The following is a 26884-nucleotide window of genomic DNA, read 5'->3' on the forward strand; positions in this document are numbered from 1 at the left end:
GCCGACGCGGCCGCAGACGACGACAACGCCGAGCCCGGCGCCGCGACCCGGTCGGACTCCGAAGGCGGCAAGGCCAAGGGCTCGTCCAGGCGGACCTCCCGGAAGGGCTCCTCCACCAAGGGCGCCGGACCCGAGGACTCCGAGGCTGCCGACGGCGCCGACGCCGAGCACGCCGACGGCGAGGGTGGTGACGCCGAGTCCGGCCACGCCGACTCGGATGCCGCCGACTCCGAGTCCGGCAAGTCCTCATCCCGCCGGCGCCGCCGTCGTCGTCGCCGCTCCGGATCCTCCGACGGCAGCGGTGACGACGATCCCGCCGACACCGTCGTGCACGTCCGGGAGAGCCGCTCCGGCGGGTCCGAATCGTCCAACGTGCAGGGCGTCAAGGGCTCCACCCGGCTGGAGGCCAAGCGGCAGCGGCGTCGCGAGGGACGCGAGTCCAGCCGCCGCCCGCCCGTGCTCAGCGAGGCTGAGTTCCTCGCTCGGCGCGAGTCGGTCGAGCGGGTCATGGCCGTGCGCCAGGGCAAGGACCGCACCCAGATAGCCGTGCTCGAGGACGGCGTGCTCGTCGAGCACTACATCACCCGCTCCGAGCACACGTCCTACGTCGGCAACGTCTACCTCGGCCGCATGCAGAACGTGCTGCCCAGCATGGAGGCCGCCTTCGTCGACATCGGCAAGGGTCGCAACGGCGTGCTCTACGCCGGCGAGGTCAACTACGACGCGAGCCAGCTCGACGGCCGGCCCCCGCGCATCGAGCAGGCGCTCAAGTCCGGGCAGTCCGTGCTCGTCCAGGTCACCAAGGACCCGATCGCGCACAAGGGCGCGCGGCTCACCAGCCAGATCAGCATCCCCGGCCGCTACGTCGTCCTCGTCCCCGAGGGGCACAGCACCGGCATCAGCCGCAAGCTGCCCGACAAGGAGCGCACCCGGCTCAAGAACATCCTCAAGCGCCTCACCCCCGAGGACGCCGGCCTCATCGTGCGTACGGCGGCCGAAGGGGCCAGCGAGGAGCAGCTCGAGCGTGATGTTGCCCGGCTCCAGGCCCAGTGGGAGGACATCCAGCGCAAGTCGCAGACAGCGAGCGCCCCGTCGCTGGTCTACGGCGAGCCCGACCTCGTCGTGCGCGTCATCCGCGACATCTTCAACGAGGACTTCTCCTCCCTCGTCGTCCAGGGTGACGACGAGTGGGACATGGTCGAGCCCTACATCGCCCATGTCGCGCCCGACCTGCGCGAGCGGGTCAGCAGGTGGGTCGAGCCCGGCGACGCCTTCGCGCACTACCGCATCGACGAGCAGCTCGCCAAGGCGCTCGACCGCAAGGTCTGGCTGCCCAGCGGTGGGTCGCTGGTCATCGACCGCACCGAGGCGATGACCGTCGTCGACGTCAACACCGGCAAGTTCACCGGCTCCGGCGGCAACCTCGAGGAGACCGTCACCCGCAACAACCTCGAGGCGGCCGAGGAGATCGTCCGCCAGCTGCGGCTGCGCGACGTCGGCGGCATCATCGTGATCGACTTCATCGACATGGTGCTCGAGAGCAACCGCGAGCTGGTGCTGCGCCGGCTCGTCGAGTGCCTCGGCCGTGACCGCACCAAGCACCAGGTCGCCGAGGTCACCTCGCTCGGGCTGGTCCAGATGACGCGCAAGCGCATCGGCCAGGGGCTGCTCGACGCCTTCAGCCAGACCTGCCCCGAGTGCAACGGGCGCGGGGTGAAGGTCGTCGTCGACCCGTTCGAGCCGGCACCGACGCACGCGCACGCCTCGACCGCGCACGCGGCGCCCGCGGGGGACGAGGGTGAGCCGGCCGAGGCACATCCGGAGCCCGCCAGCGCCTGACCGCGTCCGCGGCGCGGAAACGGTCGAAACAACGACATCCGGACGACCTGGCATGACCTGCGGTGACGGGGGTAGCGTCGGCTCAGGCTCAGTCACGAGCCTCCGCCGACTGCTCCGTTTCAGAGTCTTTGGAGGCGTCCTCATGGTGGCGTCCCGCCCATTTCTTGAGCCGATCGATGACGAGGTCGTGCGCCGGATGACCCGCCGGCTGCTCGCCGACTACGCGGACCGGCTTCCTGACACCACGATCTGGCGTTGTGTCGACGCGGCGCGCCGCGCCGTGCGCTACTTCGGTGAAGACCCCCAGGACCTGCCGCGAGTCCTCGAACGGATCGCCCGCGCCGACCTCGACCAGATCGCCAACGGCCGTGACTCCGGGGCCCGCATCTTCGGCGTGCACCGGCCCACGCATCCCGCCGACGGTTAGCCGGCCGGCCGAGCCCCAGGGGGGCGCTGGGCCGGGCCTCTTTGACCCACGGGCCGGGCACTCCGTATCCTGAACGCCGGCGCGTCCGAGCGGTCAAGAGACGTGCTGGCTCTCGCACGCCCGGCTTGCGCGGGGTCCGACCATCAGCACGTCAGGAGCGTCTGTCGATGTACGCGATCGTCCGCAGCGGCGGGCGCCAGCACAAGGTCGCTGTCGGCGACGTCCTCGAGGTCAACAAGCTCGAGGGCGGGGTCGGCGCTTCGCTGACGCTGCCCGCCGTGCTGCTCGTCGACGGCGAGAGCGTCACCCACGACGCGGGCAAGCTCGCGGGCGTGCGGGTGACCGCCGAGGTCGTCGAGCACACCAAGGGCCCCAAGATCCGCATGCACCTGTACAAGAACAAGTCCGGATACCACCGGCGCCTGGGCCACCGTCAGTCGCTCACCCGCGTCAAGGTCACCGGCATCGAGACCGGGAAGTAGCACCGAGATGGCACACAAGAAGGGCGCCTCGTCCAGCCGCAACGGCCGCGACTCCAACGCGCAGCGGCTCGGCGTCAAGCGCTTCGGCGGTCAGGCGGTCAACGCCGGCGAGATCCTCGTGCGCCAGCGCGGCACGCACTTCCACCCGGGCTGGCACGTCGGCCGCGGCGGCGACGACACGCTGTTCGCGCTCGTCGCCGGCACCGTGCAGTTCGGCAACCGCCGCGGCCGCCGAGTGGTCAGCATCGCCCCGAGCGACTCCTGACCCATTCGCTGAGTCGGTCCGCGTGAGCGGCCGGGGCGCGGAGTTCGTCGACCGCGTCGTCCTCCACGTCAGCGCGGGCAGCGGCGGCCACGGCTGCGCCTCGATCCATCGCGAGAAGTTCAAGCCGCTGGGGGGCCCCGACGGCGGCAACGGCGGCCGGGGCGGCGACGTCGTGCTCCTCGTCGACCCCGGCGTGACCACGCTGCTCGACTATCACCGCCACCCGCATCAGCGCGCCGGCAACGGCAAGCCCGGCCAGGGGAGCATGCGGCACGGCGCGAACGGCGGCGACCTCGTGCTGTCCGTGCCCTCGGGCACCGTCGTCCGCGACGCCGAGACAGGTGCCGAGATCGTCGACCTGGTCGGCGCCGGGACCCGCTACGTCGTCGGCGAGGGGGGCCGGGGCGGTCTCGGCAACGCGGCCCTCGCCTCCCCGCGGCGAAAGGCCCCCGGCTTCGCCCTTCTCGGCGAGCCCGGTGAGGTGCGCGACGTCGTCCTCGAGCTCAAGACCGTCGCCGACGTCGCGCTCGTCGGCTTCCCCAACGCCGGCAAGTCGTCGCTGATCGCGACCCTGTCGGCGGCCAAACCGAAGATCGCGGACTACCCGTTCACCACGCTCACCCCCAACCTCGGAGTGGTGGAGGCCGGCGACACCGTCTACACCGTCGCCGACGTACCCGGCCTGGTGCCCGGCGCCAGCGCCGGCAAGGGGCTGGGCCTGGAGTTCCTGCGCCACGTCGAGCGTTGCGCCGTGCTCGTGCACGTCATCGACGCCGCCACCCTCGAGCCCGGGCGCGACCCGCTCAGCGACCTCGACACGATCGAGGCGGAGCTCACCGCCTACGGCGGGCTGGCCGAGCGGCCACGGCTGGTGGCGATCAACAAGATCGACGTACCGGACGCCCGCGATCTCGCCGACCTCGTCCTGCCGATGCTCGCCGAGCGCGGCCTGCCCGCCTACCCGGTGTCGGCGGCGACCCGCGAGGGCCTGCAGGAGCTGCGTTTCGCGATGGCCGAGCAGGTCGCCGCTGCCCGCGCCGCCGAGCCGGAGCCCGAGGCGACCCGCATCGTGCTGCGCCCGCGGGCGGTTGACGAGAAGGAGTTCGCAGTCGACGTCGAGGAGGACGGCTTCCGGGTGCGCGGGCGCAAGCCCGAGCGCTGGGTGCGCCAGACCGACTTCACCAACGACGAGGCCGTCGGCTATCTCGCCGACCGGCTCGCCCGTCTCGGCGTCGAGGACGCGCTGGCCGACGCGGGAGCCGAGCGCGGGGCCGCCGTCACGATCGGCGACGTGACCTTCGACTGGGAGCCGACGCTGCGAGCCGGCGCCGGCGTGCCCTACGGCGTCCGCGGTGCCGACGAACGCCTCGACGCCTCCGACCGGGTGCCGGCCGCGGTACGCCGCGAGCTCAAGCGGGCCCGGCGCCGCCGCGAGGACGACGAGGACGACGACGGGGAGGAGCCGTGAGGGACGCGGTCGCTGGCGCGCAGCGGATCGTCGTCAAGATCGGCTCGTCGTCGCTGACCTCGGTCGATGCCGGCGTCGACGCGGCTCAGGTCGACCTGCTGGTGGATGCGCTCGCCGCCTGCCGCGCGGCCGGTCGCGAGGTCGTGCTGGTCTCCTCCGGTGCCATCGCCGCCGGGCTCGCACCGCTCGGGCTGCACGCCCGGCCCCGCGACCTTGCCACCCTGCAGGCCGCCGCGAGCGTCGGCCAGGGGCTGCTCGTCGCCTGCTACACCGAGGCGTTCGCCCGGCACGACCTGACGGTCGGGCAGGTGCTGCTGACCGCCGACGACGTCGTACGCCGCAGCCACTACCGCAACGCGCAGCGCACGCTGTCGCGGCTGCTCGGCCTTGGGGTGGTGGTCGTCGTCAACGAGAACGACACCGTCGCCACCGAGGAGATCCGGTTCGGCGACAACGACCGGTTGGCCGCGCTGGTCGCCCACCTCGTGCGGGCCGACGTGCTCGTGCTGCTCTCCGACGTCGACGGGCTCTACGACGGCAACCCGCGCCGGCCCGGCGCCCGCAAGATCGACGAGGTTCGCGGGCCGGCCGATCTGGCCGGCGTCTCCCTGGGCCGGCGCGGCGCGGCCGGCGTGGGCACCGGCGGCATGGTCACCAAGGTCGAAGCGGCCGGCATCGCCGCGGCGTCCGGCATCCCGGTGCTGCTCGCCGCCGCGACCGACGTGCAGGCCGCTCTCGGCGGAGCCGAGGTCGGCACGGTGTTCCACCCGACCGGCCGCCGGACGTCGTCGCGGCTGCTCTGGCTCGCCCATGCCAGCACGCCCCGCGGGAGCCTGCGGCTCGATGCCGGCGCCGTGGCGGCGGTCGTGCAGCGGCGCCTGTCGCTGCTGCCCGCGGGGGTCGTCGCCGTCGACGGTGACTTCGCCGCCGGTGACCCGGTCGACCTGGTCGACGAGACCGGCCGGGCGGTGGCCCGCGGGCTGGTCAACTACGACGCGAGCGAGCTACCCGCCCTCCTGGGACGCTCCACCCGGGAGCTGGCCGCCGAGCGGGGCCCGGCGTACGAGCGTGAGGTCGTCCACCGCGACGACATCGTGCTGCTGCGCCGCTGAGCTGATCGCCCGGCGGGCCAGCAAGAGGCTGACCGCGCCCGCAGCCGCGAACAGCGGCAACCCCATGCCGAGCTTCGCCGCCGCCAGCCAACCGACCTGGCTGTGCACGTAGAGCCACCCCTGGACGGTCGCCCGGGCGGCGAAGACCGCCACCCAGAGCAGTGAGGCGAGGGTGGCGGCCCGCCGGACCGGTGGCATGTGCTGCCAGTCGGTGCAGCGGTCGTCGAGCGCGGCGAAGACGTAGCCCACGAAGGGGCGTCCGACGAGCACGGACACGGCCGCCATCGCCGCGTAGGCGGCGTTGAGCAGGATGCCCGGCAGGAAGAACCCCTGGGCGCTGCCGGTGCGGGCCGCGACCGCGGCCGCCACCGCCACCGCGCCGAACCCGCCGATCGCCTGCCGCAACGGCTGCCGGCGGGCAAGCCGCAGCACCATGATCAGGACACCCGTGACCACCGCCGCGATCAGGCCGGCCCGCAGACCGCCGACGCTGTTGGCCGCGACGAAGACCACGGTCGGCGCGGCGCTGTCGATGACCCCGCGGACACCGCCGACGGCCTCGGCGAGTGTCTGCGGCTGCTGCGGGCGCATCGGTCCAGTCTGCCCGCCGCGGGCCGCATCGGGGCGTGCGCTCGCTAACCTTGTGCACATGAGCGAGGGGACCGCGCAGCAGTTCGCGGAGGTCGCGCATCGCGCCCGCGAAGCGGCGGTCGACCTCGCCCAGATGTCGCGAGCGCAGAAGGACGCCGCGCTGCACGCGCTGGCCGACGCGCTGGTGGCGGGCAGCGCCGACATCGTCGCGGCCAACGCGACCGACGTCGAGCGGGCTCGTGCCGACGGCACGTCGGCATCGGTCGTCGACCGGCTGGGGCTTGACGGCGACCGGATCGCGGCCATGGCTGACGGGCTGCGCCAGGTGGCCACGCTGCCCGACCCGGTCGGCGAGGTCGTCCGCGGCTCCACTCTCGCCAACGGCCTGGAGCTGCGGCAGGTCCGCGTGCCGATGGGCGTCGTCGGGATCATCTACGAGGCACGTCCCAACGTGACCGTCGACGCCGCCGGGCTGTGCATCAAGAGCGGCAACGCCGTGCTGCTGCGGGGCTCCTCGTCGGCCCGGGCCAGCAACGCCGCCCTGGTCGACGTGCTCTCGACCGCCGGGGTCGCGGCCGGCCTGCCGGCCGCCGCCGTACAGCTGGTGCCCGGCATCGACCACGAGTCGGCCAAGCACCTGATGCGCGCCCGCGGCCTCGTCGACGTGCTGATCCCGCGCGGTGGCGCCGGCCTGATCCGCAGCGTCGTCGAGGAGTCGACCGTGCCGGTCATCGAGACCGGCGTCGGCAACTGCCACGTCTACGTCGACGCCGACGCCGACCTCGACATGGCCGTCACCCTGACCGTCAACTCGAAGGTCCAGCGCTGCAGCGTCTGCAACGCCGCCGAGACCCTGCTCGTGCACCGCGCCGTCGCCGAGGCGTTCCTGCCGAAGGTGCTGCCCGCGCTGCACGACGCGGGCGTGACCGTCCACGGCGACCAGACCGTTCTTGCCTACGACGACACCGCGGTGCCGGCCACCGACGAGGACTGGGCCCAGGAGTACCTCTCGCTGGACCTGGCCGTCGGCGTGGTCGACTCGCTCGACGATGCGGTGGCCCACATCCGGCGCTGGGGCAGCCAGCACACCGAGTCGATCATCACCCGGTCGCAGTCCGCCGCGCGCCGGTTCGTCGCGACCGTCGACTCCGCCGCGGTGATGGTCAACGCGTCGACGCGGTTCACCGACGGCGAGCAGTTCGGCTTCGGCGCCGAGATCGGCATCTCGACTCAGAAGCTGCACGCCCGCGGGCCGATGGCCCTGCCCGAGCTCACGACGACCAAGTGGGTCGTCACCGGCGACGGTCACATCCGCGAGTAGCCGGGGCTCGGCGTCGGGTGACGGCCGCCGGTCGAACGAATAGAATGTGGTTCGGTATCCGCTGTCCGCCGGGCAGCGTCCGGCTGGCCGACGGAAGGCTGCTGCTGTCATGACTTCGACGCTCGTCCCCGTGTACGGCTCGCCGAGCGACGTGCACGAGCGGCTCGCGCAGGTGGGCTACCTCGCCGACGACGCGATCGCGACGACCGTGTTCCTCGCCGACCGCCTCGGCAAGCCCCTGCTGGTCGAGGGTCCGGCCGGTGTCGGCAAGACCGAGCTCGCCAAGGCGATCGCCGAGTCGACCGGCTCCGGGCTCATCCGCCTGCAGTGCTACGAGGGCCTCGACGAGGCGCGCGCGCTCTACGAGTGGAACTACAAGAAGCAGCTGCTGCGCATCCAGGCGGCCGGCTCCGACGCGAAGTGGGAAGAGACCCACGACGACATCTTCAACGAGGAGTTCCTCCTCTCGCGGCCGCTGCTCACCGCGATCCGCCAGGACCGGCCGACCGTGCTGCTCATCGACGAGACCGACAAGTCCGACGTCGAGGTCGAGGGGCTGCTCCTCGAGGTGCTCTCCGACTTCCAGGTCACGATCCCCGAGCTCGGCACCATCGAGGCATCGCGCCGCCCGATCGTCGTGCTGACCTCCAACGCGACCCGTGAGCTGTCCGAGGCGCTCAAGCGCCGCTGCCTCTACCTGCACCTCGACTACCCGTCGGCCGAGCGGGAGAAGGCGATCGTCCTCGCCCGGGTGCCCGAGGTCGCCGCCTCGCTGGCCGACCAGCTCGTGCAGACCGTGCGCGCGCTGCGCTCGCTGGAGCTGAAGAAGTCGCCGAGCATCGCGGAGACGATCGACTGGGCGCGTACCCTCGTCGCGCTCGGCCTCGACACCCTCGACGAGGCGGCGGTCAACAGCACGCTCGGTGTCGTGCTCAAGCACGCCTCCGACCAGGCGCGCGCCGCCGACCAGCTCAAGCTCAGCTGACGCCGTGACGGGCGGACTGATCGACCGTCAGGTCGGCTTCGTCGGCGCACTGCGCGAGGCCGGTCTGCCGGTCTCGCTGGCCGAGTCGCTCGACGGCGTGCGGGCGATGGGCGCGATCGAGCTGCTCGACCGCGAGCAGCTGCGCGCCGCCTATGCGGCGACGCTGGTGAAGCGGCCGGCGCACCGGGTGACGTTCGACGCGCTGTTCGACCTGTGGTTCCCGCCCGCGTGGGGGGACTCGGTCGACGTCGACGAGCACATCGAGGAGGCGCTCGAGGACATCGACCCCGACGACGCCGGGGCGATGCGCGACCTGCTGCGCAGCCGGCTGCTCGACCTGCTGCTCGAGGGTGACGACGCCAAGCTGCGCCGGTTCGCCCGCGAGGTCGTCGGTCGCATCGGCCGGGCCGACTCCGCGCCCGGGCGCCAGTCGTGGTTCGCCTACCGGGTGCTGCGTCAGCTCAACCCGCAGACGCTCATGGCCGCGCTGCTCGAAGAGGTGCTGCAGGGCGAGGAGCGTGGCGGGCTCGCGGAGAAGGTCGCCCGCCAGTCGCTCGCCGAGCGCATCAAGGCGTTCGAGAGCTACGTCGAGGCGGAGGTGCGCCGGCGGCTTGCGGAGGAGAAGGGCGTCGAGCAGGTCTCCAGGACCGCCGTCAAGCCGCTGGTCGAGACGGTCGACTTCCTGCGCGCCTCCCGTGACGATCTCGCCCAGCTGCGCCGCGAGGTCTACCCGCTCGCCCGCCGGCTCGCGACCCGGCTCACTGCCAAGCGGCGGCTCGGTCGCTCCGGACGCCTGGACTTCCGGCGTACGGTCCGCGCCTCGCTGTCGACCGGCGGCGTGCCGATCGAGACCAAGCACAAGCCGCACAAGCCGCACAAGCCCGAACTGGTCGTGCTCTGCGACGTCAGCGGGTCGGTGACGGCGTTCGCGCACTTCACGCTGCTGCTGTCCTACGCGCTGCGCGAGCAGTTCTCCAAGGTGCGGGCGTTCGCTTTCATCGATACGACCGACGAGGTCACGAAGTACTTCGAGCCGGGCAAGGACGTCGCCGACGCGATGACGTCGATGGCCAACGAGGCCGACCTCGTGTGGTTCGACGGGCACAGCGACTACGGGCACGCATTCGAGATCTTCGCGGAGAAGTGGCCCGACGCGGTGACCCCGCGCACGTCGCTGCTGGTCCTCGGTGACGCCCGGAGCAACTACCGGCAGCTCGCGCTGCCGACCGTGCGCTCGCTCGTGCACCACGCGCGGCACGCCTACTGGCTCAACCCCGAGCCTCGGCAGTACTGGGGGAGCGGTGACTCGGCCGCCACGCAGTACGCCCAGGTGATGCCGATGGTGGAGTGCCGCAACTCCGTTCAGCTCCAGGACTTCGTCGAGGCGCTGCTCCCGACCTGACCCGCGGTCACTTCGAGCCCAGCAGTCCGGTCACGACACTGATCGCGCTGCCGACGAGGCCGCCGGTCGTGGTCGTGACGGCCGTGGTCGGTGACGGGCTGGGCGCCGGCGACGGGTTCGAGGCCGGTGCCGGTCCGGCCGACGTGGCCGGAGCGGGCTGTGCCGCCGGCACGGCGCCGGCGAGGAACGCGCTGTTCGCGGTGTTCCAGTGCGCGGCGAGCCAGCTGCCCGCGGCCGGCTTCGTCGAGAAGTAGTCGTCGTGGCGGCAGTCGTAGCGCCACTGGTGAGAGCTGCTGCACACGACCTGTTGCCTTGCCCCGGTGCCGTCGTCGTAGCACATGATGTCGGCACCGTCGGTGCAGTGGGCGGCCTTCGTCGCGTGAGGCGCGTCGGGCTGTACGCCGCCCAGCATGTGCATGAGCTCGTGACCCTCGCCGTAGTCCCAGCAGGAGCGGTCGACGCGCGCGTAGGACGGGTAGGCGCCGTTGTTGTCGTTGTCCTGCGTCGGCTTGGAGTCGACGTAGACCGTGGCCTGGCCGCAGATGACGTCGTCGTCCATCCAGACGAGGTACTTGCGGTTGGGCTGGTCCAGGCCCGCGTCCGAGAGCGCCTTGATGAAGTTGGTCATGTTCTGCGCCGCAGTCGGGGACACCGCGATCTGGCCGACCAGCAGGTGGCAGCCCGGTGAACCGTTGTCGGTGACCCAGCGCACGTGCCGGCTCCCGCCGGTCTCCGCGGCGCTCTCGTTGATCTCGTTGTCCACCGCCGCCGCCCACTGCTGGATCGAGCCGGCGTAGGTGCCGAACCGGTTCGGACTGCCTTGCACGTAGGCGTAGTAGGCGATGACCCGCGGCCCGTCGTGACCGTTGCCGTAGCAGCCGATCGAGCCGCCTGCGGGCGGGTGGCCGCTGCCGGAGCCGGACGCGCTCAGCTCAGCCTTCGGGTCGGCTCCGTGGCTGCAGAGGTCGGGAGCACCGGCGATGAGAGGTGCGCAGGTCAGACCCTGCACGAGCTCGCCGACCACGTCGGCCGCCTGGCCCACCAGTGCCGACGGCGAGACGGGCGCGGTGCGCGCCACGGTGCCGGCAGCAGCACCCGCGTTGCGCGGCGCGGTGGTGACGGCCGTGACGGCGGCGGCCGGCCGGTCGGGCAGCTTCTCCTGCGCCATCGCCGTCGCCCCGACGGCGAGCGCCAACGATGTCGCGGCGAGCCCTGCCCCGATGATCCGGACGCCCATGAGCCGAGGCCCCTTCCGCGTGTCTAGTGCTTGCGGATCAGGGATCGGGACGTCCGAAAGGCCGTTGTTGGCCCGATCGGACTATTTCGGGCTAGTACGCCCGACCGTGAGGGAAACGCGCAGAGCGTCCGGAGGGGCCGGGTCGCCGCTGCGCTCTAGGCTTGGCCGGTGAGCGGCACCCGCCGGCTGGGCGTGATGGGCGGCACGTTCGACCCCGTGCACCACGGCCACCTGGTGGCAGCTAGCGAGGTGGCGACGCTGTTCGACCTCGACGAGGTCATCTTCGTCCCGACCGGCCAGCCGTGGCAGAAGTCCTCGTACGACGTGACGCCGGCCGAGGACCGCTACCTGATGACGGTCATCGCGACGGCGAGCAACCCGCGCTTCTCGGTCAGCCGGGTCGACGTCGACCGGCCCGGCCCGACCTACACCTACGGGACGCTGCGCGCACTCCATGAGCAGTACGGCGCCTCAGGAGAGCTGTTCTTCATCACGGGCGCCGACGCGTTGGCGCAGATCCTCGGGTGGCACCGCTCCGACGAGCTGTTCGACCTGGCCCACTTCATCGGCGTCACGCGACCCGGCCATCACCTGGCCGACCCCGGCCTGCCCGACGGTGGTGTGAGCCTCGTCGAGGTGCCGGCGCTCGCCATCAGCTCGACCGACATCCGGCGGCGGGTGGCCGAGGGGCACCCGATCTGGTACCTCGTGCCCGACGGCGTCGTGCAGTACATCCAGAAGCGGCACCTCTACCGCGCCGTCAGCTGAGGACTGCGCCGTCCGGGCGGCCCGGTGTCCGGCGACCGGCCCTACAGATCTGCGCCCGAACGGACGAGACACCTACGGTGCCCGTCCTGCAGCAGCCTCCCGGCGCGCCGGTCGTCATCGAGCCGCGGCTCAGCCGGCGTGCGCAGCGCGCCGCCGAACGTCGCCGGCAACGCCGCCAGCGCCGCATCCTCGCCGCCATCACGGCAGGTGTGGTCGCGCTCGCCGCGATCGTGCTCTTCGTCGTACGCGGGCATTCGTCGAGTCCGGACAAGTCCGTGGCAGCCGCCGGCGCCCGCACGCAGAGCACCTTGCTGCTCTCCCTGCGGGCGGGAGACGGCAGTGCCGCCGCGTCGGTGCTGCTCGCCGACGACCCGGCCCACCACCAGGGCGCCGAGGTCCTCGTGCCCGGCCGCGTCATCGTCGACGCGCCGGGTTACGGCAGTCACCCGTTCGCTCAGGTGCTCACCCTCCCCGGGGCCGGCTCGCTGTCCCGCGCCGCCCTGACCGATCTGGTCGGCGTCACCGTCGACGGCTACTGGACGCTCGACCAGACGTCGTTCGGCCGGCTCGTCGACACCCTGGGCGGCATCGACGTCCGGGTCGACCGTGACGTCGTACGCCGCACCGCGGGAGGTGGCGGCCAGGTGCTCGTCCCCGCCGGCCGGCAGCACCTCAACGGTGCGTCGGCCTGGGCCTACGCGACGTACGTCGCCGCCGGCGAGGACCCCACCGCGCAGCTGCCCCGGGTGCAAACCGTGCTCGACGGTGTCCTCGCGAAGATGCCGCGGGACGAAGCGGCTGCGGGCCGGATCGTCGGTGCGTTCCGCGGCGCGACCGACCGGTCCACGAAGCAGCTCGCCCACCTGTTCGTCGGGCTCGCCACCGATGCTCGCGGCTCCGACCTGACCTACACCCAGCTTCCCGTGCTCGACGTGGACACCGGCGGGCCGCTGCCGACCTACCGGATCGACAGTGCCAAGGTGCAGCAGCTGGTGAAAACGTCGTTCGCCGGTTCGCAGGTGGCGGACGGCGACGGGGCCGGCCGCCGGGTGCTGGTCGAGAACGCCGTCGGCACGCCGGGCCTGGGCGCGTCGGTGCGCGACCGCATCGTCAAGGCCGGCTACGTCTTCGTCTCCTCCAGCAACTTCCCGCCCTTCGGCCGCGCGCAGTCGCTGGTGCTGGTCTTCCAGGACACCCCCGGTGCCCAGGCGAAGGGCGCCGCGCTGGCGAAGGCGCTCGGACTGCCGGTCACCTCGGTGCGCTTCTCGCCGCGCGGCCAGTCGGTTGCCGACATCGTCGTGATCCTCGGGCGCGACTACCGGTCGTGACATCCTGGGCAGGTCCGATCCCTGCCCGAGAGAGTGCCGTGACTGCATCAGCCCGCGCGCTCGAGCTCGCCCAGGCGGCCGCCGCGGCAGCGGCCGACAAGCTGGCGACCGAGCTGCAGATCATCGACGTCAGCGAGCAGCTGGTCATCACGGACTGCTTCGTCCTCGCGGCGGCCGCCAACGACCGACAGGTCCGCGCCGTCGTCGACGCCATCGAGGAACGCATGCGCGACCTCGGCGCCAAGCCGGTGCGCCGCGAGGGGGAGCGCGAGGGCCGGTGGGTGCTGCTCGACTACGTCGACATCGTCGTGCACGTGCAGCACGCCGAGGAGCGCGACTACTACGCCCTCGAGCGGCTCTGGAAGGACTGCCCGACGTTGCCGCTCCCCGAGGCGGCGCTGGCGCCGCGGCGTGACGCCTCCTGAGGCTCGGGTGGGCGACGGCCCACGCCGGCTGGTGCTGTGGCGGCACGGGCGTACGGCGTGGAACGAAGGCGGCCGGTTCCAGGGCCAGCTCGACCCGCCGCTCGACGACACCGGGTTGGTCCAGGCGCGCGACGCGGCGCCGATGCTCGCGAGCCTGCGTCCCGCGGTCCTGGTGAGCAGCGACCTGGTCCGGGCACGTGACACCGCGGCAGCGCTGGCCGCCCTGGTCGACGTGCCCGTGCAGGACTGCGCCGCACTGCGCGAGATGGATCTGGGGGAGTGGCAGGGGCTGACCCGCCGGGAGGCGCGCGAGCGGTTCCCCGAGGAGTACGCCGAGTGGCAGGTCGGCAAGGACGTCCGCCGCGGTGGTGGCGAGAACTACTCCGAGGTCGGCCGCCGGGCCGCCGACGCGCTGCTGGCCGCGCTGTCGGGCGTACCGCCGGGCGGCACCCTGGTCGCGGTGTCGCACGGCGGCACGATCCGCTCGGCCATCGGCACGCTGCTCGACCTCGAGGTCGTGCTCTGGTGGCGGCTCGGACCGCTCGGAAACGCACGCTGGTCGGTGCTCGTGGAGAACCGTCGCGGCTGGCAGCTGGAGGAGCACAACGCGGGCGGCCGGCCCGAGCGGGTGACCAGCGGCGACGACGCCCGCTAACGGTCCCCGTTGATACACTGAGGCCGCCGCGGGGGTATAGCTCAGTTGGTAGAGCACTTGCTCGGCAGGCAAGGGGTCAGGGGTTCGAATCCCCTTACCTCCACCGCGACGTCATGGGGCGCAGTGGGACAGTAGAGCCCACTGCGCCGCGTGCATTCCGGCGTTCTGACGACCGAGGAGACCCAGATGGCTTCCGACCAGCACGTCGACGTCCTCATCGTCGGCGCCGGTCTGTCGGGCATCGGCGCCGCGTGCCGGCTGCAGATGGAGTGCCCGGGCAAGACGTTCACGATCCTCGAGGCGCGCGAGGCCATCGGCGGCACGTGGGACCTCTTCCGCTACCCGGGCATCCGATCCGACTCGGACATGTACACCCTGGGCTACGACTTCCGGCCGTGGACCGAGGCCAAGGCGATCGCCGACGGGCCGTCGATCCTCAACTACATTCGCGAGACCGCGAGAGACTACGGCGTCGACCGGCACATCCGGTTCAACCACCGCGTGGTGCGAGCCGCCTGGTCGACCGACGACGCGGTCTGGACCGTCGAGTCGGAGCGCTCCGACACCGGCGAGACGGTGCGGTTCACCTGCGGCTTCCTGTTCATGTGCAGCGGTTACTACCGCTACGACCAGGGCTACCTGCCCGAGTTCCCGGGCGTGGAGCGGTTCGCCGGTCCGGTCGTGCACCCGCAGCACTGGCCCGAGGACCTCGACTACGACGGCAAGCGCGTCGTCGTCGTCGGCAGCGGGGCGACAGCGGTCACGCTCGTGCCCGCGATGGCCGAGCGCGCGGCCCACGTGACGATGCTCCAGCGTTCCCCGACCTACGTCGTGTCGATGCCGGCGAAGGACCCCATCGCGACGCGGCTGCGCCGGTGGCTGCCGGAGATGCGCGCCTACCAGGCGGTGCGCTGGAAGAACGTGCTGCTGACGATGCTCAGCTACCAGCTGAGCCGCCGGGTGCCGCAGGTCGTGCGCGCCGGCATTCGCAAGGGCGTCGAGAAGCAGCTCGGTCCCGACTACGACATCGACACGCACTTCAACCCGCGCTACGACCCGTGGGACCAGCGCATGTGCCTGGTGCCCGACGGCGACCTGTTCGCGGCCATCAGCAGCGGCCGCGCCTCGATCGTGACCGACACCATCGAGACCTTCGACGAGACCGGCATCCAGCTGACCTCCGGTGAGCGCCTCGAGGCCGACGTGGTCATCACCGCCACGGGGCTCAACATGCTCGCCCTCGGCGGCATGCAGATCAGCGTCGACGGCCGCGCGGTCGAGCTGCACGAGACCGTCGCCTACAAGGGGATGATGTTCAGCGGCATCCCGAACCTCGCCGCGGCCATGGGCTACACCAACGCCTCGTGGACACTGAAGTGCGACCTCGTGTGCGCCTACGTCTGCCGGCTGCTGGGCCGGATGGACGAGCTCGGCGTCCGGCAGGTCACGCCGCGCTGGCCGGGCGGCTCGCTGCCCGACAGCCCCTTCATCGACCTGACGTCCGGCTACGTCATGCGGTCGATCGACAAGTTCCCCAAGCAGGGGCGCCGGTCGCCGTGGCGGCTCTACCAGAACTACATCCGCGACATCGTGCTGCTCAAGCGCGCACCGCTCGACGACGGCGCCGTCGAGTTCTCCAACCCGGTGCCGGCCGGCCGCCCCGCCGAGCGCGTCGCCGTCTGACGCCCGCTGGCGCCGGGTCCGCCCCCGCGCGGGCCCGTCGTCGGCGACACTGGTTGCACCATGGCCCCACCGTCCAGCCACCGGCGGCGGCGCCGACGCCTGCGGCGTTTCGGCGTCACGCTGACCGTGCTCGCGATCGTCGCGGTGGGTGCGGTGGTCGTCTGGCATCGGGCGGGACCCGGCGCCACCGGCTGCACGGTGACCGCCGGCACCGACCACTACGAGCTCGACACCGAGCAGGCCGCCAACGCGGCCACCGTCGCGGCGACGGCCGACCGGCTCGGCCTGCCGCACCACGCGGTGACGGTCGCTCTCGCCGCGGCCCTGCAGGAGTCGAAGCTGCGTAATCTGCCCTACGGCGACCGCGACTCCCTCGGGCTCTTCCAGCAACGGCCGTCGCAGGGCTGGGGCACGCCGGCGCAGCTCATGGACCCGGCGTACGCCTCGGGTGCGTTCCTTCAGGGGCTGGAGAAGGTGCGCGGCTGGGAGACGATGTCGCTCGCCGACGCCGCGCAGTCGGTGCAGCGCAGCGCGTCGGCCGACGCCTACGCCGGCTGGGAGGACCAGGCCCGGGCGCTCGCTCGAGCGCTCACCGGAGAGGTCCCCGCTGCGCTCACCTGCCGCTTCGACAAGCCCGTGTCGACGGCGACGGCCGAGCACCTGCGCAACCGGATGCAGGTGGAGTTCGGCAGCGCGCTGCACAACGACGCCAGCCGCTGGACGGTCGCGACGTGGCTGGTCGCGCACTCCTACACCAGCGGCGTCACCGCGGTGACCTACGACGGCCAGACGTGGACCTACGCCAGCGGTGCGTGGAAGCACGGAGCAGGTGTCGACGGGGCCAGCCCCGACCGCGTGGCGGTGCGACTCGGCGACGCGACGACACTGCAGGTCTGACCGGACGCGCGACGGTGTTCACTACGCAGGTGTGAGCGAGCATCTCGACGAAGCCGCGCCGGTCCGCACCGGTGACGACCTGGACTGGCCGCGCATCGAGTCCTACCTGCGCGAGCACCTCGAAGGCGCCGAGGGCGAGTTCACGGTGCTGCAGTTCCCGCACGGTGCGGCCAACCTGACCTACCTGCTGCGCTTCGGTGACCGCGAGTTCGTGCTGCGGCGACCGCCGTTCGGCGTCATCGCACCAGGCGCGCACGACATGCGGCGGGAGTTCCGGGTGCTGTCGCGGCTGTGGCGGGTCTTCGACCTCGCCCCCCGGGCCTACGTCTTCTGCGACGACCACGACGTCGCCGGTGCCGACTTCTTCGTCATGCAGCGCCGGGACGGCGTCGTCATTCGCGGCGTGCTGCCGCCGTCGATGGCCGGGCTGCCGGACGTAGGCCGGCGCATCGGCTTCGCTGTCGTCGAGGCGATGGCCGCGCTGCACCTCGTCGACCCGGCGGCGGCCGACCTGGCCGACCTCGGCCGGCCGGAGGGCTTCGTCGCCCGGCAGGTGTCCGGCTGGAAGAAGCGCTGGGACCTGGTTGCGGACGAGGCCAACACGCCGGTCATGACCGAGGTGCACGAACGGCTCGAGCGCACGATGCCCCGACCGAGCCGCGCGTCGCTGGTGCACAACGACCTCAAGCTGGACAACTGCCAGTTCGACCCGGCCGACCCGGACCGGGTTGTGTCCATCTTCGACTGGGACATGACGACGGTCGGCGACCCGCTGGTCGACCTGGGCACCCTGCTCAACTACTGGCCCGACCCTGCCGACCCACCGCAGGCGGCGCGCGGCGCGCATCCCGGGGAGCGGCAGATGGGCCTCCCGTCACGTGCCGAGATCGTGCAGCGGTACGCCGAACGCACCGGCACTCCGGTCGAGTCGATCGGCTGGTACGAAGCCTTCGCGCAGTGGAAGACGGCCGTCGTCGTGCAGCAGCTCTACAACCGTTTCGCTCGGGGCGAGACGCAGGACACCCGCATGGCACACCAGGCCGACCGGGTCCCGGCGCTGGCGGCGGGAGCGCTGGAGCTGATCGAGGGGATTCCGGCGGGGTGACGCCCACGCCGGCGGGCAAGGCAGCGCAGCGCACCCATGCGCGGGCGGCGCGGCGGCTTCAGCGCGCCGCGGGCAGGCTTGCCACCACCGCCCTGGAGCGCATGGAGGCGACGCTGCCGTGGTTCGCCGCGCTGCCGGCCGACCAGCGGTCGTGGGTCGGGCTCGTCGTGCAGTCGGGCCTGGCCGGCTTCGCCCGGTGGCTGCGTGAGCCGGAGAGCAGCGAGCGGGTGACACTCGACGTCTTCGCCACCGCGCCGCGGGAGATGGCCCGGCTGATCACGCTGCAGCAGACCGTCGAGCTCGTCCGCATCGTCGTCGACATCGCGGAGGAGGCGGCGGCGGACCTGGCCGACCCCGGTGAGGAGGCGTGGCTGCGCGAGTCGACCCTGCGCTTCTCCCGGGAGATCGCGTTCGCCGCAGCCACGGTCTACGCCCGCGCCGCCGAGCAGCGCGGTGCGTGGGACGCCCGGCTCGAGGCCCTCGTCGTCGACGCGATCCTGCGCGGCGAACCCGACGACACGTTGCTCTCCCGCGCCTCGGCCCTCGGCTGGGCCGACCCGCCCGCGGTCACCGTCGTCGCCGGCCGCTCGCCGCACGACGACCCCGAGGCGGTGGTCGAGGCGGTCCACCGCCGGGCAGCCGTCGAACGACTGCAGGTGCTCGCCGGGGTGCAGGGCACCCGGCTCGTCGTGGTGCTCGGCGGCGACGGCACCCTCGACCGCGGGGTGCGCATCCTCGCCGACGCCTTCGGAGCCGGCCCGGTCGTCGTCGGGCCGACCGTCGGCTCGCTCTCAGGCGCATGGTCCTCCGCGCTCGAGGCGCTCGCCGCACTGCGCGCCGCGCCCGCGTGGCCCGCCGTACCCCGGCCGGTGCCGGCCGCGGCTTTGCTCCCCGAGCGAGCGCTCAACGGAGAGCCCGTCGCGCTGCAGGCCCTCGTCGACACCGTCTTCGCGCCGTTGCGCGACGCCGGCGGCTCGCTCCTCGAGACGGTCGAGGCCTATCTCGACTGCGGGGGGGCGGTCGAGGCGACCGCGCGCGCCCTCTACGTGCACGCCAACACCGTCCGCTACCGCCTGGGCCGTGTGGCCGACCTCTGTGGCCTTTCCCCAAATGATCCACGGGACGGCTACGTGCTCCGCACCGCTATTACGGCAGGACGGCTACGCCCGGTCGAGGGCGCGTTGTAGGAACCCTACAAACGCGGGCACGATATTTCGTGCGCGTCGTCCGACGACACCCGGCGCCCGGCCGGGCGAGGGTGGAGACGTGCTCGCCCTCCTCGCCCCCGGCCAGGGGTCACAGACCCCCGGCTTCCTCGCTCCCTGGCTCGACCTGCCGGGTGTCGCCGACCGCGTGCGCTGGCACGGCACCGTGGCCGGTCGGGACCTGCTCACGGCCGGTGCCGACCCGGACTTCCCCGACGTCGTCGACACCGCCGTCGCCCAGCCCCTGATCGTCGCCGCGGGCCTCGCGACGGCACCGCTGCTCGGTGATCTGCCGATGGGCACCCCGGTGGCCGGCCACAGCGTCGGGGAGTTCACGGCGGCGGTCCTGGCCGGCGCGCTCGACCCGAGTGCGGGGCTCGCACTCGTCGGCGAGCGGGGCCGTGCCATGGCCGAGGCCTCTGCCCGCACCGACGGGGGGATGACGGCGATCCTCGGTGGCGACGCCGACGAGGTGGAGCGCGCGGTGAGCGCCGCCGGCTGCGTCGTCGCCAACCACAACGGCGCCGGGCAGGCCGTGGCGGCCGGGCCGCGCGCCGCGCTCGAGCGGCTCGCTGCGGCACCGCCCGCCGGGGCGCGGTTGCGACCGCTGTCGGTCGCCGGCGCGTTCCACACGGAGCTCATGGCCGCCGCCCAGCGGGTGCTGGCCGACGTCGCGGCCGGCGTCTCCGCGAAGGACCCGCGGCTGCCGTTCGTGTCCAATGCCGACGGCGCGGTCGTCGACCGCGGCAGCGAGCTGGTGGCCCGGCTGGTGGCGCAGGTGAGCCGCCCGGTCCGCTGGGACAGCTGCATGCAGACCCTCGGTGCGATGGGCGTCACGGCCGTGATCGAGCTCCCGCCGGCGGGCACCCTGACCGGGCTGGTGCGCCGGGCGCTCCCCGGCGTACGCACCGTCGCCCTTCGCGGACCGGACGACCTCGACGAGGCGCGCGCGCTGATCGCGGAGTTCGCCCACGTCGACGTGTCGCCGCTGCTGCCGTGGCGAGTGCTCGTGGCACCGGTCGGCGGCACGTTCCGCGCAGAGCCGGTGGTTCCCGGCGACAAGCTGCCGGAGGGCACCGAGGTCGGCCGGGTGGTGTCGCACCGCGACGAGACGGCCGTTCGCACGGCCCACGGCGGCGTGCTGGTGGAGTGGCTGGCGCAGGACGGCGACCCGGTCGCCCCGGGACAGGCGCTGGCCCGGCTGCACCCCGAGACCGCGGACGTCGTGGCATGAAGGCCCGCAGCGGCGCACCCGGCGCGCGCATCCTCGCGGTCGCCGATCACCGACCGGCGCGGTCGGTCAGCAACGACGACCTGTCGCAGGTCCTCGACACCTCGGACGAGTGGATCCGCGAACGCACCGGCATCGCCCATCGCGGTGTCGCCGACGCCGCGGAGAGCGTGGTGGCGATGGCGGCCGACGCCGCCGGCAAGGCGCTGGCGGCCGCCGGCGTCGACCCGGCGCAGGTAGACCTCGTCGTGCTCGCCAGCTGCACGATGCCGACCCCGATCCCCGGTGGTGCGGCTCGGCTCGCGCGGCTCATCGGCGCCGGATCTCCGGGGGCCTACGACGTCAACGGCGCCTGCGCCGGCTTCTGCTACGGGCTGGCCGCCGCGGCTGACGCGGTGCGCGCGGGCAGCGCTCGCTACGTGGTCGTCGCCGGTGCGGAGCGGCTGTCCGACTGGCTCGACTGGACCGACCGGTCGACCGCGGTGATCTTCGGTGACGGGGCGGGTGCGGTCGTGGTCGGGCCCGCCGACGAGCCCGGTATCGGCCCGGTGGTCTGGGGCAGCGACGGCGACCGGCACGCGCTGATCCAGGTGCCGTCGGGCGGTCACCTCGAGATGGACGGTCCGGCGGTCTTCCGGTGGGCGACCACGTCGCTCGCCGCGATCGCGGAGCAGGCCTGCGACGCCGCGGGCATTGCGCCGAGCGATCTCGCGGCGTTCGTGCCGCACCAGGCCAACCTGCGCATCATCACCGCGGTGGTGCGCCGGCTCGCCATTCCCGACGTCGTCATCGCCGACGACATCGTCTCGGCCGGCAACACGTCGTCGGCGTCGATCCCCATGGCGCTCACCGCGCTGCAGGCCGAAGGCCGGGTCGCCGGCGGCGACCTCGCGCTGCTGCTCGGCTTCGGCGCCGGCCTCACCTGGGCCGGCCAAGTCGTCCGCGTGCCCTGAGCGGTCGCGGAACTTCCATCCACTGAAGGAGAAAGCATGTCCCAGCAGGAGATCCTCGACGCGCTCGCCGAGATCGTGCACGAGGTGACCGGCATCCCGATCCGTGAGGTCGAGCCGGGCAAGTCGTTCAGCAAGGACCTCGACATCGACTCGCTGTCGATGGTGGAGATCGCGACGGCGGCCGAGGACCGGTTCGGCGTGAGCATCCCCGACGAGTCGCTCGGCCAGCTGAAGACCGTCGCCGACGCCGTCGCCTACATCGAGAAGGCCGGCGTTCCGGCATGAGTCGTGAGGTCGTCGTCACCGGCCTCGGCGCGGTGACCCCGCTCGGCGGCGACATGACGTCGACCTGGTCGGCGCTGGTCGCCGGCACGTCCGGCGCCCGCCTGCTCGAGGACGACTGGGCGGCCGAGCTGCCGGTGCGCATCGCCGCACCGGCAGCGGTCGACCCCGCCGAGGTGCTCGACCGGGTCGAGGCGCGAACCCTCGACCGCGGGCAGCAGCTCGCGGTCGTGGCGGCCGGCGAGGCGTGGACCGACGCCGGCGCTCCCGACGTGGAGCCCGAACGCCTGGCCATCGTCATCGGCACCGGCATCGGCGGCGTCCTCACCACGCTCGCCGCCTACGACACGCTGAAGGAACGCGGCGCCCGCCGCGTCTCGCCGCACACCGTGCCGATGCTCATGCCCAACGGGCCGGCGGCCGCCGTGGGCCTGCGGCTCGGTGCGCGGGCCGGGGTGCACGCGCCGGTGTCGGCATGCGCGTCGGGCGCCGAAGCCGTCGCGCTGGCGCTCGACCTGGTCCGGTCCGGCCGCGCCGACGTTGTCGTCTGCGGGGGCACGGAGGCGGCGATCCACCCGTTGCCGATCGCGGCGTTCGCCTCGATGCGGGCGCTCTCGACGCGGGAGTCCGAACCCGCGGCCGCCTCGCGGCCGTTCGACAAGGGCCGTGACGGCTTCGTCCTCGGAGAGGGCGCCGGGGTGCTCGTCGTCGAGTCGGCCGAGCACGCGGCTGCGCGCGGGCGGACGGCGTACGCCGTGCTCGCCGGAGCCGGCATCAGCGCCGACTCCCACCACGTCGCAGCACCGGAGCCGACGGGTGCGGGCGCGGCGCGTGCCATGCAGGGAGCGCTGCGCGACGCGGGGCTGGCACCCGAGGACGTGCGGCACGTGAACGCCCACGCGACCTCGACACCCGCCGGCGACGTGGCCGAGTCGTCGGCCATCCGCACGGCGTTCGGCCCCGCGGCCGGGCAGCTCGCCGTGACCGCCACCAAGTCCTGCACAGGCCACCTGCTCGGTGCCGCCGGCGCGGTCGAGGCGGCGCTCACCGTCCTGTCACTGCATCACCATCTGGTGCCGGCGGTGCGCAACCTCGACGACCCCGACGACGAGGTTCAGCTCGACGTCGTCCGCGTCGACCCGCGGCCCCTCGCGCCGGGTGCGGCGCTGTCCAACTCGTTCGGCTTCGGCGGGCACAACGTGGCGCTCGCCTTCATGGAGGTCTGATGACCCTGCTCAGCGACCACCCGCGCGCAGTCGAGCGTCAGGGTGTCGCCGACGAGCGCGACCCCCGGGTGCGCCTGGCGCGGCTCTTCGACGCCGACTCGCTCACCGTGCTGCGCGACGACACCGGTTGCGGTGTCGTCGCCGGCATCGGCGTGGTCGACGGGACAGAGGTCGTCGCGTTCGCCACCGACGCGTCGGTGCAGGGCGGGGCGATGGGCGCCGAGGGCTGCGCGGCCATCGCGTCGGCCTACGACGTGGCGATCCGCGCCCGGGCGCCGATCGTCGGCATCTGGCACTCCGGCGGCGCCCGGCTGCGGGAGGGGGTGACCTCGCTCGACGGCGTCGGGCGGGTGTTCGCCGCGATGACCCGCGCCTCCGGCCGGGTGCCCCAGGTGTCGGTCGTGCTCGGCCCGGCCGCCGGGGGAGCGGCCTACGGTCCCGCGCTCACCGACGTCGTGGTGCTCGGACCGCAGGGCCGCATCTTCGTCACCGGTCCCGACGTCGTCCGCAGCGTCACCGGCGAGGACGTCGACATGGCGCGGCTCGGCGGTCCGGAGCCGCACGGCCGGCGCAGCGGCGTCGCCCATCTGGTCACCGACACCGACGACGCCGCCTTCGACGCGGCGCGGCAGGTGGTCACGTTGCTCGGAACGCCGCGGCGGGTCGGCCCGGCGAGCGACCGGCCCTTCGCGACGCTGCTGCCGGAGTCCGCGCGCCGCGCCTACGACGTGCACCCGCTCGTCGACGCGCTGCTCGACCTTCCCGGCGTGGAGTTGCACCCGCGCTGGGCGCCCAGCATCGTGACCACGCTCGGCCGGCTCGGCGGCGGCTCCGTCGGGGTGCTCGCCAACAACCCGCAGCGTCTCGGCGGCTGCCTCGACGCCGCGTCCGCGGAGAAGGCGGCCCGTTTCGTGCGGATGTGCGACGCGTTCGGCCTCCCGCTCGTCGTGCTCGTCGACGTACCCGGGTACCTGCCGGGCGTCGGGCAGGAGTGGGACGGGGTCGTACGCCGCGGGGCCAAGCTGCTCCACGCCTTCGCCGAGGCGCGGGTGCCGCGGGTCACGGTCATCACCCGTAAGGCTTACGGCGGCGCCTACATCGCCATGAACTCGCGGTCGCTCGGCGCCACGTCGGTGCTCGCCTGGCCCGACGCGCAGGTCGACGTGATGGGCGCGGTCGCCGCGGTGCGGGTGCTGCACCGGCGCAGGCTCGCCGAGGTCCCGGAGTCGCACCGCGCGGCACTGGAGGAAGAGCTCGCGATCGAGCACGTGCAGCTGTCCGGCGGGCTGGCGACTGCGGTGACCGAGGGGTCGGTCGACGCGGTCATCGAGCCCGACCGCACCCGCAGCGTCGTGGCATCCGCCATCGCGGCGGCACCCGCCGAACGCGGCCTGCACGGAAACATCCCGCTGTGAGCAGGTCGGTCCTGGTCACCGGCGGCAGCCGGGGCATCGGTCTCGCCACCGCCCGGGCATTCGCCGCTCTCGGCGACAAGGTCGCGGTCGCGCACTGGTCGACCACGCCGCCGGACGGCTTCTACGCCGTGAAGTGCGACGTGAGGTCGACCGACAGCGTGCGTGAAGCCGTCGCGGGGGTCGTCGCGGAACAGGGTCCGGTGCAGGTGCTCGTCGCCGGCGCCGGGGTCACCCGCGACACCTTGCTCATGCGGATGGCGGATGACGCCTGGGCCGACGTGCTCGACGCCAACCTGTCCGGGGCCTGGAGGGTTGCCCGCGAGGTCGTCCCGGGGATGGTGCGCGCGCGGGGCGGCCGGCTGCTCTTCCTGTCGAGCGTCGTCGGCCTGCTCGGATCGGCGGGCCAGGCCAACTACGCCGCCTCCAAGGCGGGCCTGGTCGGGCTGGCGCGGTCCTTGGCCCGCGAGCTCGGGTCCCGCGGCATCACCTCGAACGTCGTGGCGCCCGGGTTCGTCGACACCGACATGACCGCGGTGCTCACCGACGAGCAGCGCGCCGACATCGTCGCCCGCACGCCCCTCGGCCGCACCGCACAGGCCGAGGAGGTCGCGGCCGTGCTGACGTTCCTCGCCAGCGACGCAGCGGCGTTCATCACCGGTGCGGTGGTGCCGGTCGACGGCGGACTCGGGATGGGGCACTGACATGGGCCTGCTGTCCGGCAAGTCGGTGCTCGTCACCGGCGTGCTGACCGACAAGTCGATCGCGTTCCGGGTGGCCGAGGTCGCCCAGCGCGAAGGTGCTGCGGTGGTGCTGACGGGTGTCGGGCGCAGCCTGTCGCTCACCCGGCGGATCGCCGGTCGGCTGCCGCGGCCGGCCCCCGTGGTCGCGCTCGACGTGACCGATGAGGAGCAGCTCGCCGCGCTGCCCGTCGCGGTGCGCGAGCACGTCGACTCACTCGACGGTGTGCTGCACGCCATCGGTTTCGCGCCTCCGTCGGCACTCGGCGGCGGCTTCATCGACGCGCCCTGGTCCGATGTCGCGACCGCGCTGCACGTGTCGACGTACTCCCTGGCCGCACTCACCAAGGCGGCGCTGCCGCTGATGCCGGGCGGGGGATCGGTCGTGGGGCTCGACTTCGACGCGACCGTGGCCTGGCCGGCGTACGACTGGATGGGTGTCGCCAAGGCGGGGCTGGAGTCCGCGACCCGCTATCTCGCCAGGGACCTGGGCTCGAGCGGCGTGCGGGTCAACCTGGTCGCGGCCGGACCGCTGCGCACGATGGCGGCGCGCAGCATCCCGGGCTTCGCCGACTTCGAGTCGGTCTGGAAGGACCGCGCGCCGCTCGGCTGGGACCTCGACGACGCCGAGCCGGTCGCCCGGGCGTGCGTGGCGTTGCTGTCGGACTGGTTCCCGGCGACGACGGGGTCCGTCGTCTACGTCGACGGAGGCGTGCACGCCGTCGGCTGCTAGCCGACCGCCTTCCTCGGGGTCCGCCGTCCGAGGCGCGCGCCCGTCATGATCGTGAGCCCGCCCTCCGTGCAACACGTCGTGCCGGCCACCCCGGGAGGGCTCTGGATCACCGGGCGCTGGCGCGGACGGTGAGGCCGGCGAGCAGCTCGGCGGTCACGTCGGCGATCCGGTCCACTGCCTGGTCGAAGGCCACGCGGTTGGCCGCGGCAGGCTGCCGCATCCCGGCCACCTTGCGCACGTACTGCAGCGCGGCGGCGCGAATCTCCTCGTCGGTCACGGAGTCGGCGTACGGCGGGCGCAGCGTCTTGATGCTCCGGCACATGCCGCGCACTCTAGGACGGGGAGAGAGCGGCACGGACGACGTCGGGCAGCACCTCGCCGATCCGCGCGCGCAGCACGACCGTCGCCATCGCGTCGTAGGGGGTCGGGTCGGCGTTGAGGATGACGAGCCGGGCGCCGTGGCCGACCGCCACGTCACACAGTCCCGCCGCCGGGTGCACCTGCAGCGTGGAGCCGATCGCCAGCATCAGGTCGCAGTCGGCGGCCGCCTGCCAGGCGCGCTCCAGCACCTCGGGGTCGAGCGCCTGACCGAACGAGATCGTCGCCGACTTCAGGATGCCGCCACAGCGTTCGCAGGGGGGATCGGGGAGCTCGTCGCTGACCCGCTCGAGCGTCTCCGCCATCGGCGTCCGGTCGCCGCACGCCACGCACTGGGCGAACCACACGGTGCCGTGCAGCTCGATCACTCTCTCGGCGCTGGAGCCGGCGCGCTGATGCAGGCCGTCGACGTTCTGCGTGGCCACGGCGCGCAGCTTGCCGGCGCGCTCCAGGTCGACGAGGGCGTGGTGGCCGGAGTTGGGCTGGGCGGTCCAGGCGCCGTGCGACTTGCGGGCCTGCCAGGCCCGACGGCGTACGTCCGGGTCGGCCAGGTAGGTCTGCAGCGTCGCCTGCTTCTCGGCCGCGGGGTTGCGAGTCCACACGCCCTGGGGCCCCCGGAAGTCGGGGATGCCCGAGTCGGTGGAGATTCCGGCACCGGTCAGAGCCGCGATCTTCTCGGCGTCACGCAGCAGAGTGACCACGCGGTCGATGTCCGGCTGCGGCATGACGCCACG

General features: G+C 73.1%; 28 protein-coding genes and 1 tRNA gene. 25 read left to right on the forward strand and 4 right to left on the reverse strand.

Annotated features, from left to right (window positions below):
* The 6 genes from VFJ21_04890 to proB all read left to right on the forward strand — a co-directional run.
* A partial coding sequence (locus tag VFJ21_04890) for an Rne/Rng family ribonuclease (GenBank protein ID HET7406460.1) occupies positions 1 to 1839 on the forward strand: 1839 nt, incomplete at its 5' end.
* A gap of 142 nt (positions 1840 to 1981) precedes the next feature.
* Positions 1982 to 2266 (forward strand): hypothetical protein, encoded by a 285-nt coding sequence (locus VFJ21_04895; GenBank protein HET7406461.1) that lies wholly within the window; start codon positions 1982 to 1984, stop codon positions 2264 to 2266.
* 161 nt (positions 2267 to 2427) lie between these two features.
* Positions 2428 to 2748 (forward strand): 50S ribosomal protein L21, encoded by a 321-nt coding sequence (gene rplU / locus VFJ21_04900; GenBank protein HET7406462.1) that lies wholly within the window; start codon positions 2428 to 2430, stop codon positions 2746 to 2748.
* Positions 2749 to 2755: 7 nt separating this feature from the next.
* Positions 2756 to 3013 carry a 50S ribosomal protein L27 gene (rpmA, locus tag VFJ21_04905; protein ID HET7406463.1) on the forward strand — a complete coding sequence of 86 codons (258 nt, stop codon included), beginning with the start codon at positions 2756 to 2758 and terminating at the stop codon, positions 3011 to 3013.
* Positions 3014 to 3035: 22 nt separating this feature from the next.
* A complete protein-coding gene (gene obgE / locus VFJ21_04910; protein HET7406464.1) occupies positions 3036 to 4481 on the forward strand; it encodes a GTPase ObgE in 1446 nt (481 codons plus the stop codon).
* The gene (proB, locus tag VFJ21_04915) at positions 4478 to 5593 is read left to right on the forward strand and encodes a glutamate 5-kinase (protein ID HET7406465.1); all 1116 of its coding nucleotides are present in this window, start codon (positions 4478 to 4480) and stop codon (positions 5591 to 5593) included. Before obgE ends, proB begins: the two co-directional genes overlap by 4 nt.
* On the opposite strand, the gene VFJ21_04920 is transcribed toward proB, so the two are convergent.
* A complete protein-coding gene (locus VFJ21_04920) occupies positions 5486 to 6184 on the reverse strand; it encodes a DUF3159 domain-containing protein (protein ID HET7406466.1) in 699 nt (232 codons plus the stop codon). The genes proB and VFJ21_04920 overlap by 108 nt on opposite strands.
* A 58-nt stretch (positions 6185 to 6242) precedes the next feature.
* Here VFJ21_04920 and VFJ21_04925 point away from each other — a divergent pair, with 58 nt between their 5' ends.
* The 3 genes from VFJ21_04925 (at position 6243) to VFJ21_04935 (ending at position 9892) form a co-directional block, all read left to right on the forward strand.
* Positions 6243 to 7505 (forward strand): glutamate-5-semialdehyde dehydrogenase, encoded by a 1263-nt coding sequence (locus VFJ21_04925; protein HET7406467.1) that lies wholly within the window; start codon positions 6243 to 6245, stop codon positions 7503 to 7505.
* A 109-nt stretch (positions 7506 to 7614) separates the two neighbouring features.
* The gene (locus VFJ21_04930) at positions 7615 to 8490 is read left to right on the forward strand and encodes a MoxR family ATPase (GenBank protein ID HET7406468.1); all 876 of its coding nucleotides are present in this window, start codon (positions 7615 to 7617) and stop codon (positions 8488 to 8490) included.
* Positions 8491 to 8494: 4 nt separating this feature from the next.
* Positions 8495 to 9892 (forward strand): VWA domain-containing protein, encoded by a 1398-nt coding sequence (locus VFJ21_04935; GenBank protein ID HET7406469.1) that lies wholly within the window; start codon positions 8495 to 8497, stop codon positions 9890 to 9892.
* 7 nt (positions 9893 to 9899) lie between these two features.
* Here the strand turns inward: VFJ21_04935 and VFJ21_04940 are convergent, their stop codons facing one another.
* On the reverse strand, positions 9900 to 11129 hold the full coding sequence (locus tag VFJ21_04940; protein HET7406470.1) for a hypothetical protein: 1230 nt from the start codon (positions 11127 to 11129) through the stop codon (positions 9900 to 9902).
* 168 nt (positions 11130 to 11297) lie between these two features.
* On the opposite strand from VFJ21_04940, the gene nadD reads away from it, so the two are divergent.
* From nadD to fabI, 16 genes are all read left to right on the forward strand, one after another.
* Positions 11298 to 11897 carry a nicotinate-nucleotide adenylyltransferase gene (nadD, locus tag VFJ21_04945; protein ID HET7406471.1) on the forward strand — a complete coding sequence of 200 codons (600 nt, stop codon included), beginning with the start codon at positions 11298 to 11300 and terminating at the stop codon, positions 11895 to 11897.
* Between the two features lie 77 nt (positions 11898 to 11974).
* A complete protein-coding gene (locus VFJ21_04950; protein ID HET7406472.1) occupies positions 11975 to 13225 on the forward strand; it encodes an LCP family protein in 1251 nt (416 codons plus the stop codon).
* Positions 13226 to 13263: 38 nt separating this feature from the next.
* Complete coding sequence (rsfS, locus tag VFJ21_04955) at positions 13264 to 13650, forward strand: ribosome silencing factor (protein HET7406473.1); 387 nt, start codon at positions 13264 to 13266, stop codon at positions 13648 to 13650.
* Positions 13651 to 13657: 7 nt separating this feature from the next.
* Positions 13658 to 14305, forward strand: a complete 648-nt coding sequence (locus VFJ21_04960) for a histidine phosphatase family protein (GenBank protein ID HET7406474.1) — start codon at positions 13658 to 13660, stop codon at positions 14303 to 14305.
* A 30-nt stretch (positions 14306 to 14335) separates the two neighbouring features.
* Positions 14336 to 14408 (forward strand) — tRNA-Ala (locus VFJ21_04965).
* Between the two features lie 83 nt (positions 14409 to 14491).
* Positions 14492 to 15988 (forward strand): NAD(P)/FAD-dependent oxidoreductase, encoded by a 1497-nt coding sequence (locus VFJ21_04970; protein HET7406475.1) that lies wholly within the window; start codon positions 14492 to 14494, stop codon positions 15986 to 15988.
* Positions 15989 to 16048: 60 nt separating this feature from the next.
* Positions 16049 to 16885 (forward strand): hypothetical protein, encoded by an 837-nt coding sequence (locus VFJ21_04975; protein ID HET7406476.1) that lies wholly within the window; start codon positions 16049 to 16051, stop codon positions 16883 to 16885.
* 31 nt (positions 16886 to 16916) lie between these two features.
* The gene (locus tag VFJ21_04980; protein HET7406477.1) at positions 16917 to 17990 is read left to right on the forward strand and encodes a phosphotransferase family protein; all 1074 of its coding nucleotides are present in this window, start codon (positions 16917 to 16919) and stop codon (positions 17988 to 17990) included.
* Positions 17987 to 19177: a helix-turn-helix domain-containing protein gene (locus VFJ21_04985; GenBank protein ID HET7406478.1), complete on the forward strand. Its 1191-nt coding sequence runs from the start codon at positions 17987 to 17989 to the stop codon at positions 19175 to 19177. The genes VFJ21_04980 and VFJ21_04985 overlap by 4 nt, the downstream gene beginning before the upstream one ends.
* A gap of 79 nt (positions 19178 to 19256) precedes the next feature.
* The gene (locus VFJ21_04990) at positions 19257 to 20429 is read left to right on the forward strand and encodes an acyltransferase domain-containing protein (protein ID HET7406479.1); all 1173 of its coding nucleotides are present in this window, start codon (positions 19257 to 19259) and stop codon (positions 20427 to 20429) included.
* Positions 20426 to 21379: a beta-ketoacyl-ACP synthase III gene (locus VFJ21_04995; GenBank protein ID HET7406480.1), complete on the forward strand. Its 954-nt coding sequence runs from the start codon at positions 20426 to 20428 to the stop codon at positions 21377 to 21379. Before VFJ21_04990 ends, VFJ21_04995 begins: the two co-directional genes overlap by 4 nt.
* Positions 21380 to 21415: 36 nt before the next feature.
* The gene (locus VFJ21_05000; protein HET7406481.1) at positions 21416 to 21664 is read left to right on the forward strand and encodes an acyl carrier protein; all 249 of its coding nucleotides are present in this window, start codon (positions 21416 to 21418) and stop codon (positions 21662 to 21664) included.
* The gene (locus VFJ21_05005) at positions 21661 to 22887 is read left to right on the forward strand and encodes a beta-ketoacyl-[acyl-carrier-protein] synthase II (protein HET7406482.1); all 1227 of its coding nucleotides are present in this window, start codon (positions 21661 to 21663) and stop codon (positions 22885 to 22887) included. Before VFJ21_05000 ends, VFJ21_05005 begins: the two co-directional genes overlap by 4 nt.
* Positions 22887 to 24302: a carboxyl transferase domain-containing protein gene (locus VFJ21_05010; protein HET7406483.1), complete on the forward strand. Its 1416-nt coding sequence runs from the start codon at positions 22887 to 22889 to the stop codon at positions 24300 to 24302. Before VFJ21_05005 ends, VFJ21_05010 begins: the two co-directional genes overlap by 1 nt.
* Positions 24299 to 25003, forward strand: a complete 705-nt coding sequence (fabG, locus tag VFJ21_05015) for a 3-oxoacyl-ACP reductase FabG (GenBank protein ID HET7406484.1) — start codon at positions 24299 to 24301, stop codon at positions 25001 to 25003. The genes VFJ21_05010 and fabG overlap by 4 nt, the downstream gene beginning before the upstream one ends.
* Before the next feature lies 1 nt (position 25004).
* Positions 25005 to 25772 carry an enoyl-ACP reductase FabI gene (gene fabI, locus VFJ21_05020; GenBank protein ID HET7406485.1) on the forward strand — a complete coding sequence of 256 codons (768 nt, stop codon included), beginning with the start codon at positions 25005 to 25007 and terminating at the stop codon, positions 25770 to 25772.
* A 106-nt stretch (positions 25773 to 25878) separates the two neighbouring features.
* Here fabI and VFJ21_05025 read toward each other — a convergent pair whose 3' ends face one another.
* Both VFJ21_05025 and VFJ21_05030 read right to left on the reverse strand, forming a co-directional pair.
* Positions 25879 to 26094 carry a DUF2277 domain-containing protein gene (locus tag VFJ21_05025; GenBank protein ID HET7406486.1) on the reverse strand — a complete coding sequence of 72 codons (216 nt, stop codon included), beginning with the start codon at positions 26092 to 26094 and terminating at the stop codon, positions 25879 to 25881.
* Positions 26095 to 26104: 10 nt separating this feature from the next.
* The gene (locus VFJ21_05030; protein ID HET7406487.1) at positions 26105 to 26875 is read right to left on the reverse strand and encodes a Sir2 family NAD-dependent protein deacetylase; all 771 of its coding nucleotides are present in this window, start codon (positions 26873 to 26875) and stop codon (positions 26105 to 26107) included.
* Between the last annotated feature and the right edge of the window lie 9 nt (positions 26876 to 26884).

The organism is Mycobacteriales bacterium (assembly GCA_035690485.1).
Classification (GTDB): Bacteria; Actinomycetota; Actinomycetes; order JAFAQI01; family DASSKL01; genus DASSKL01.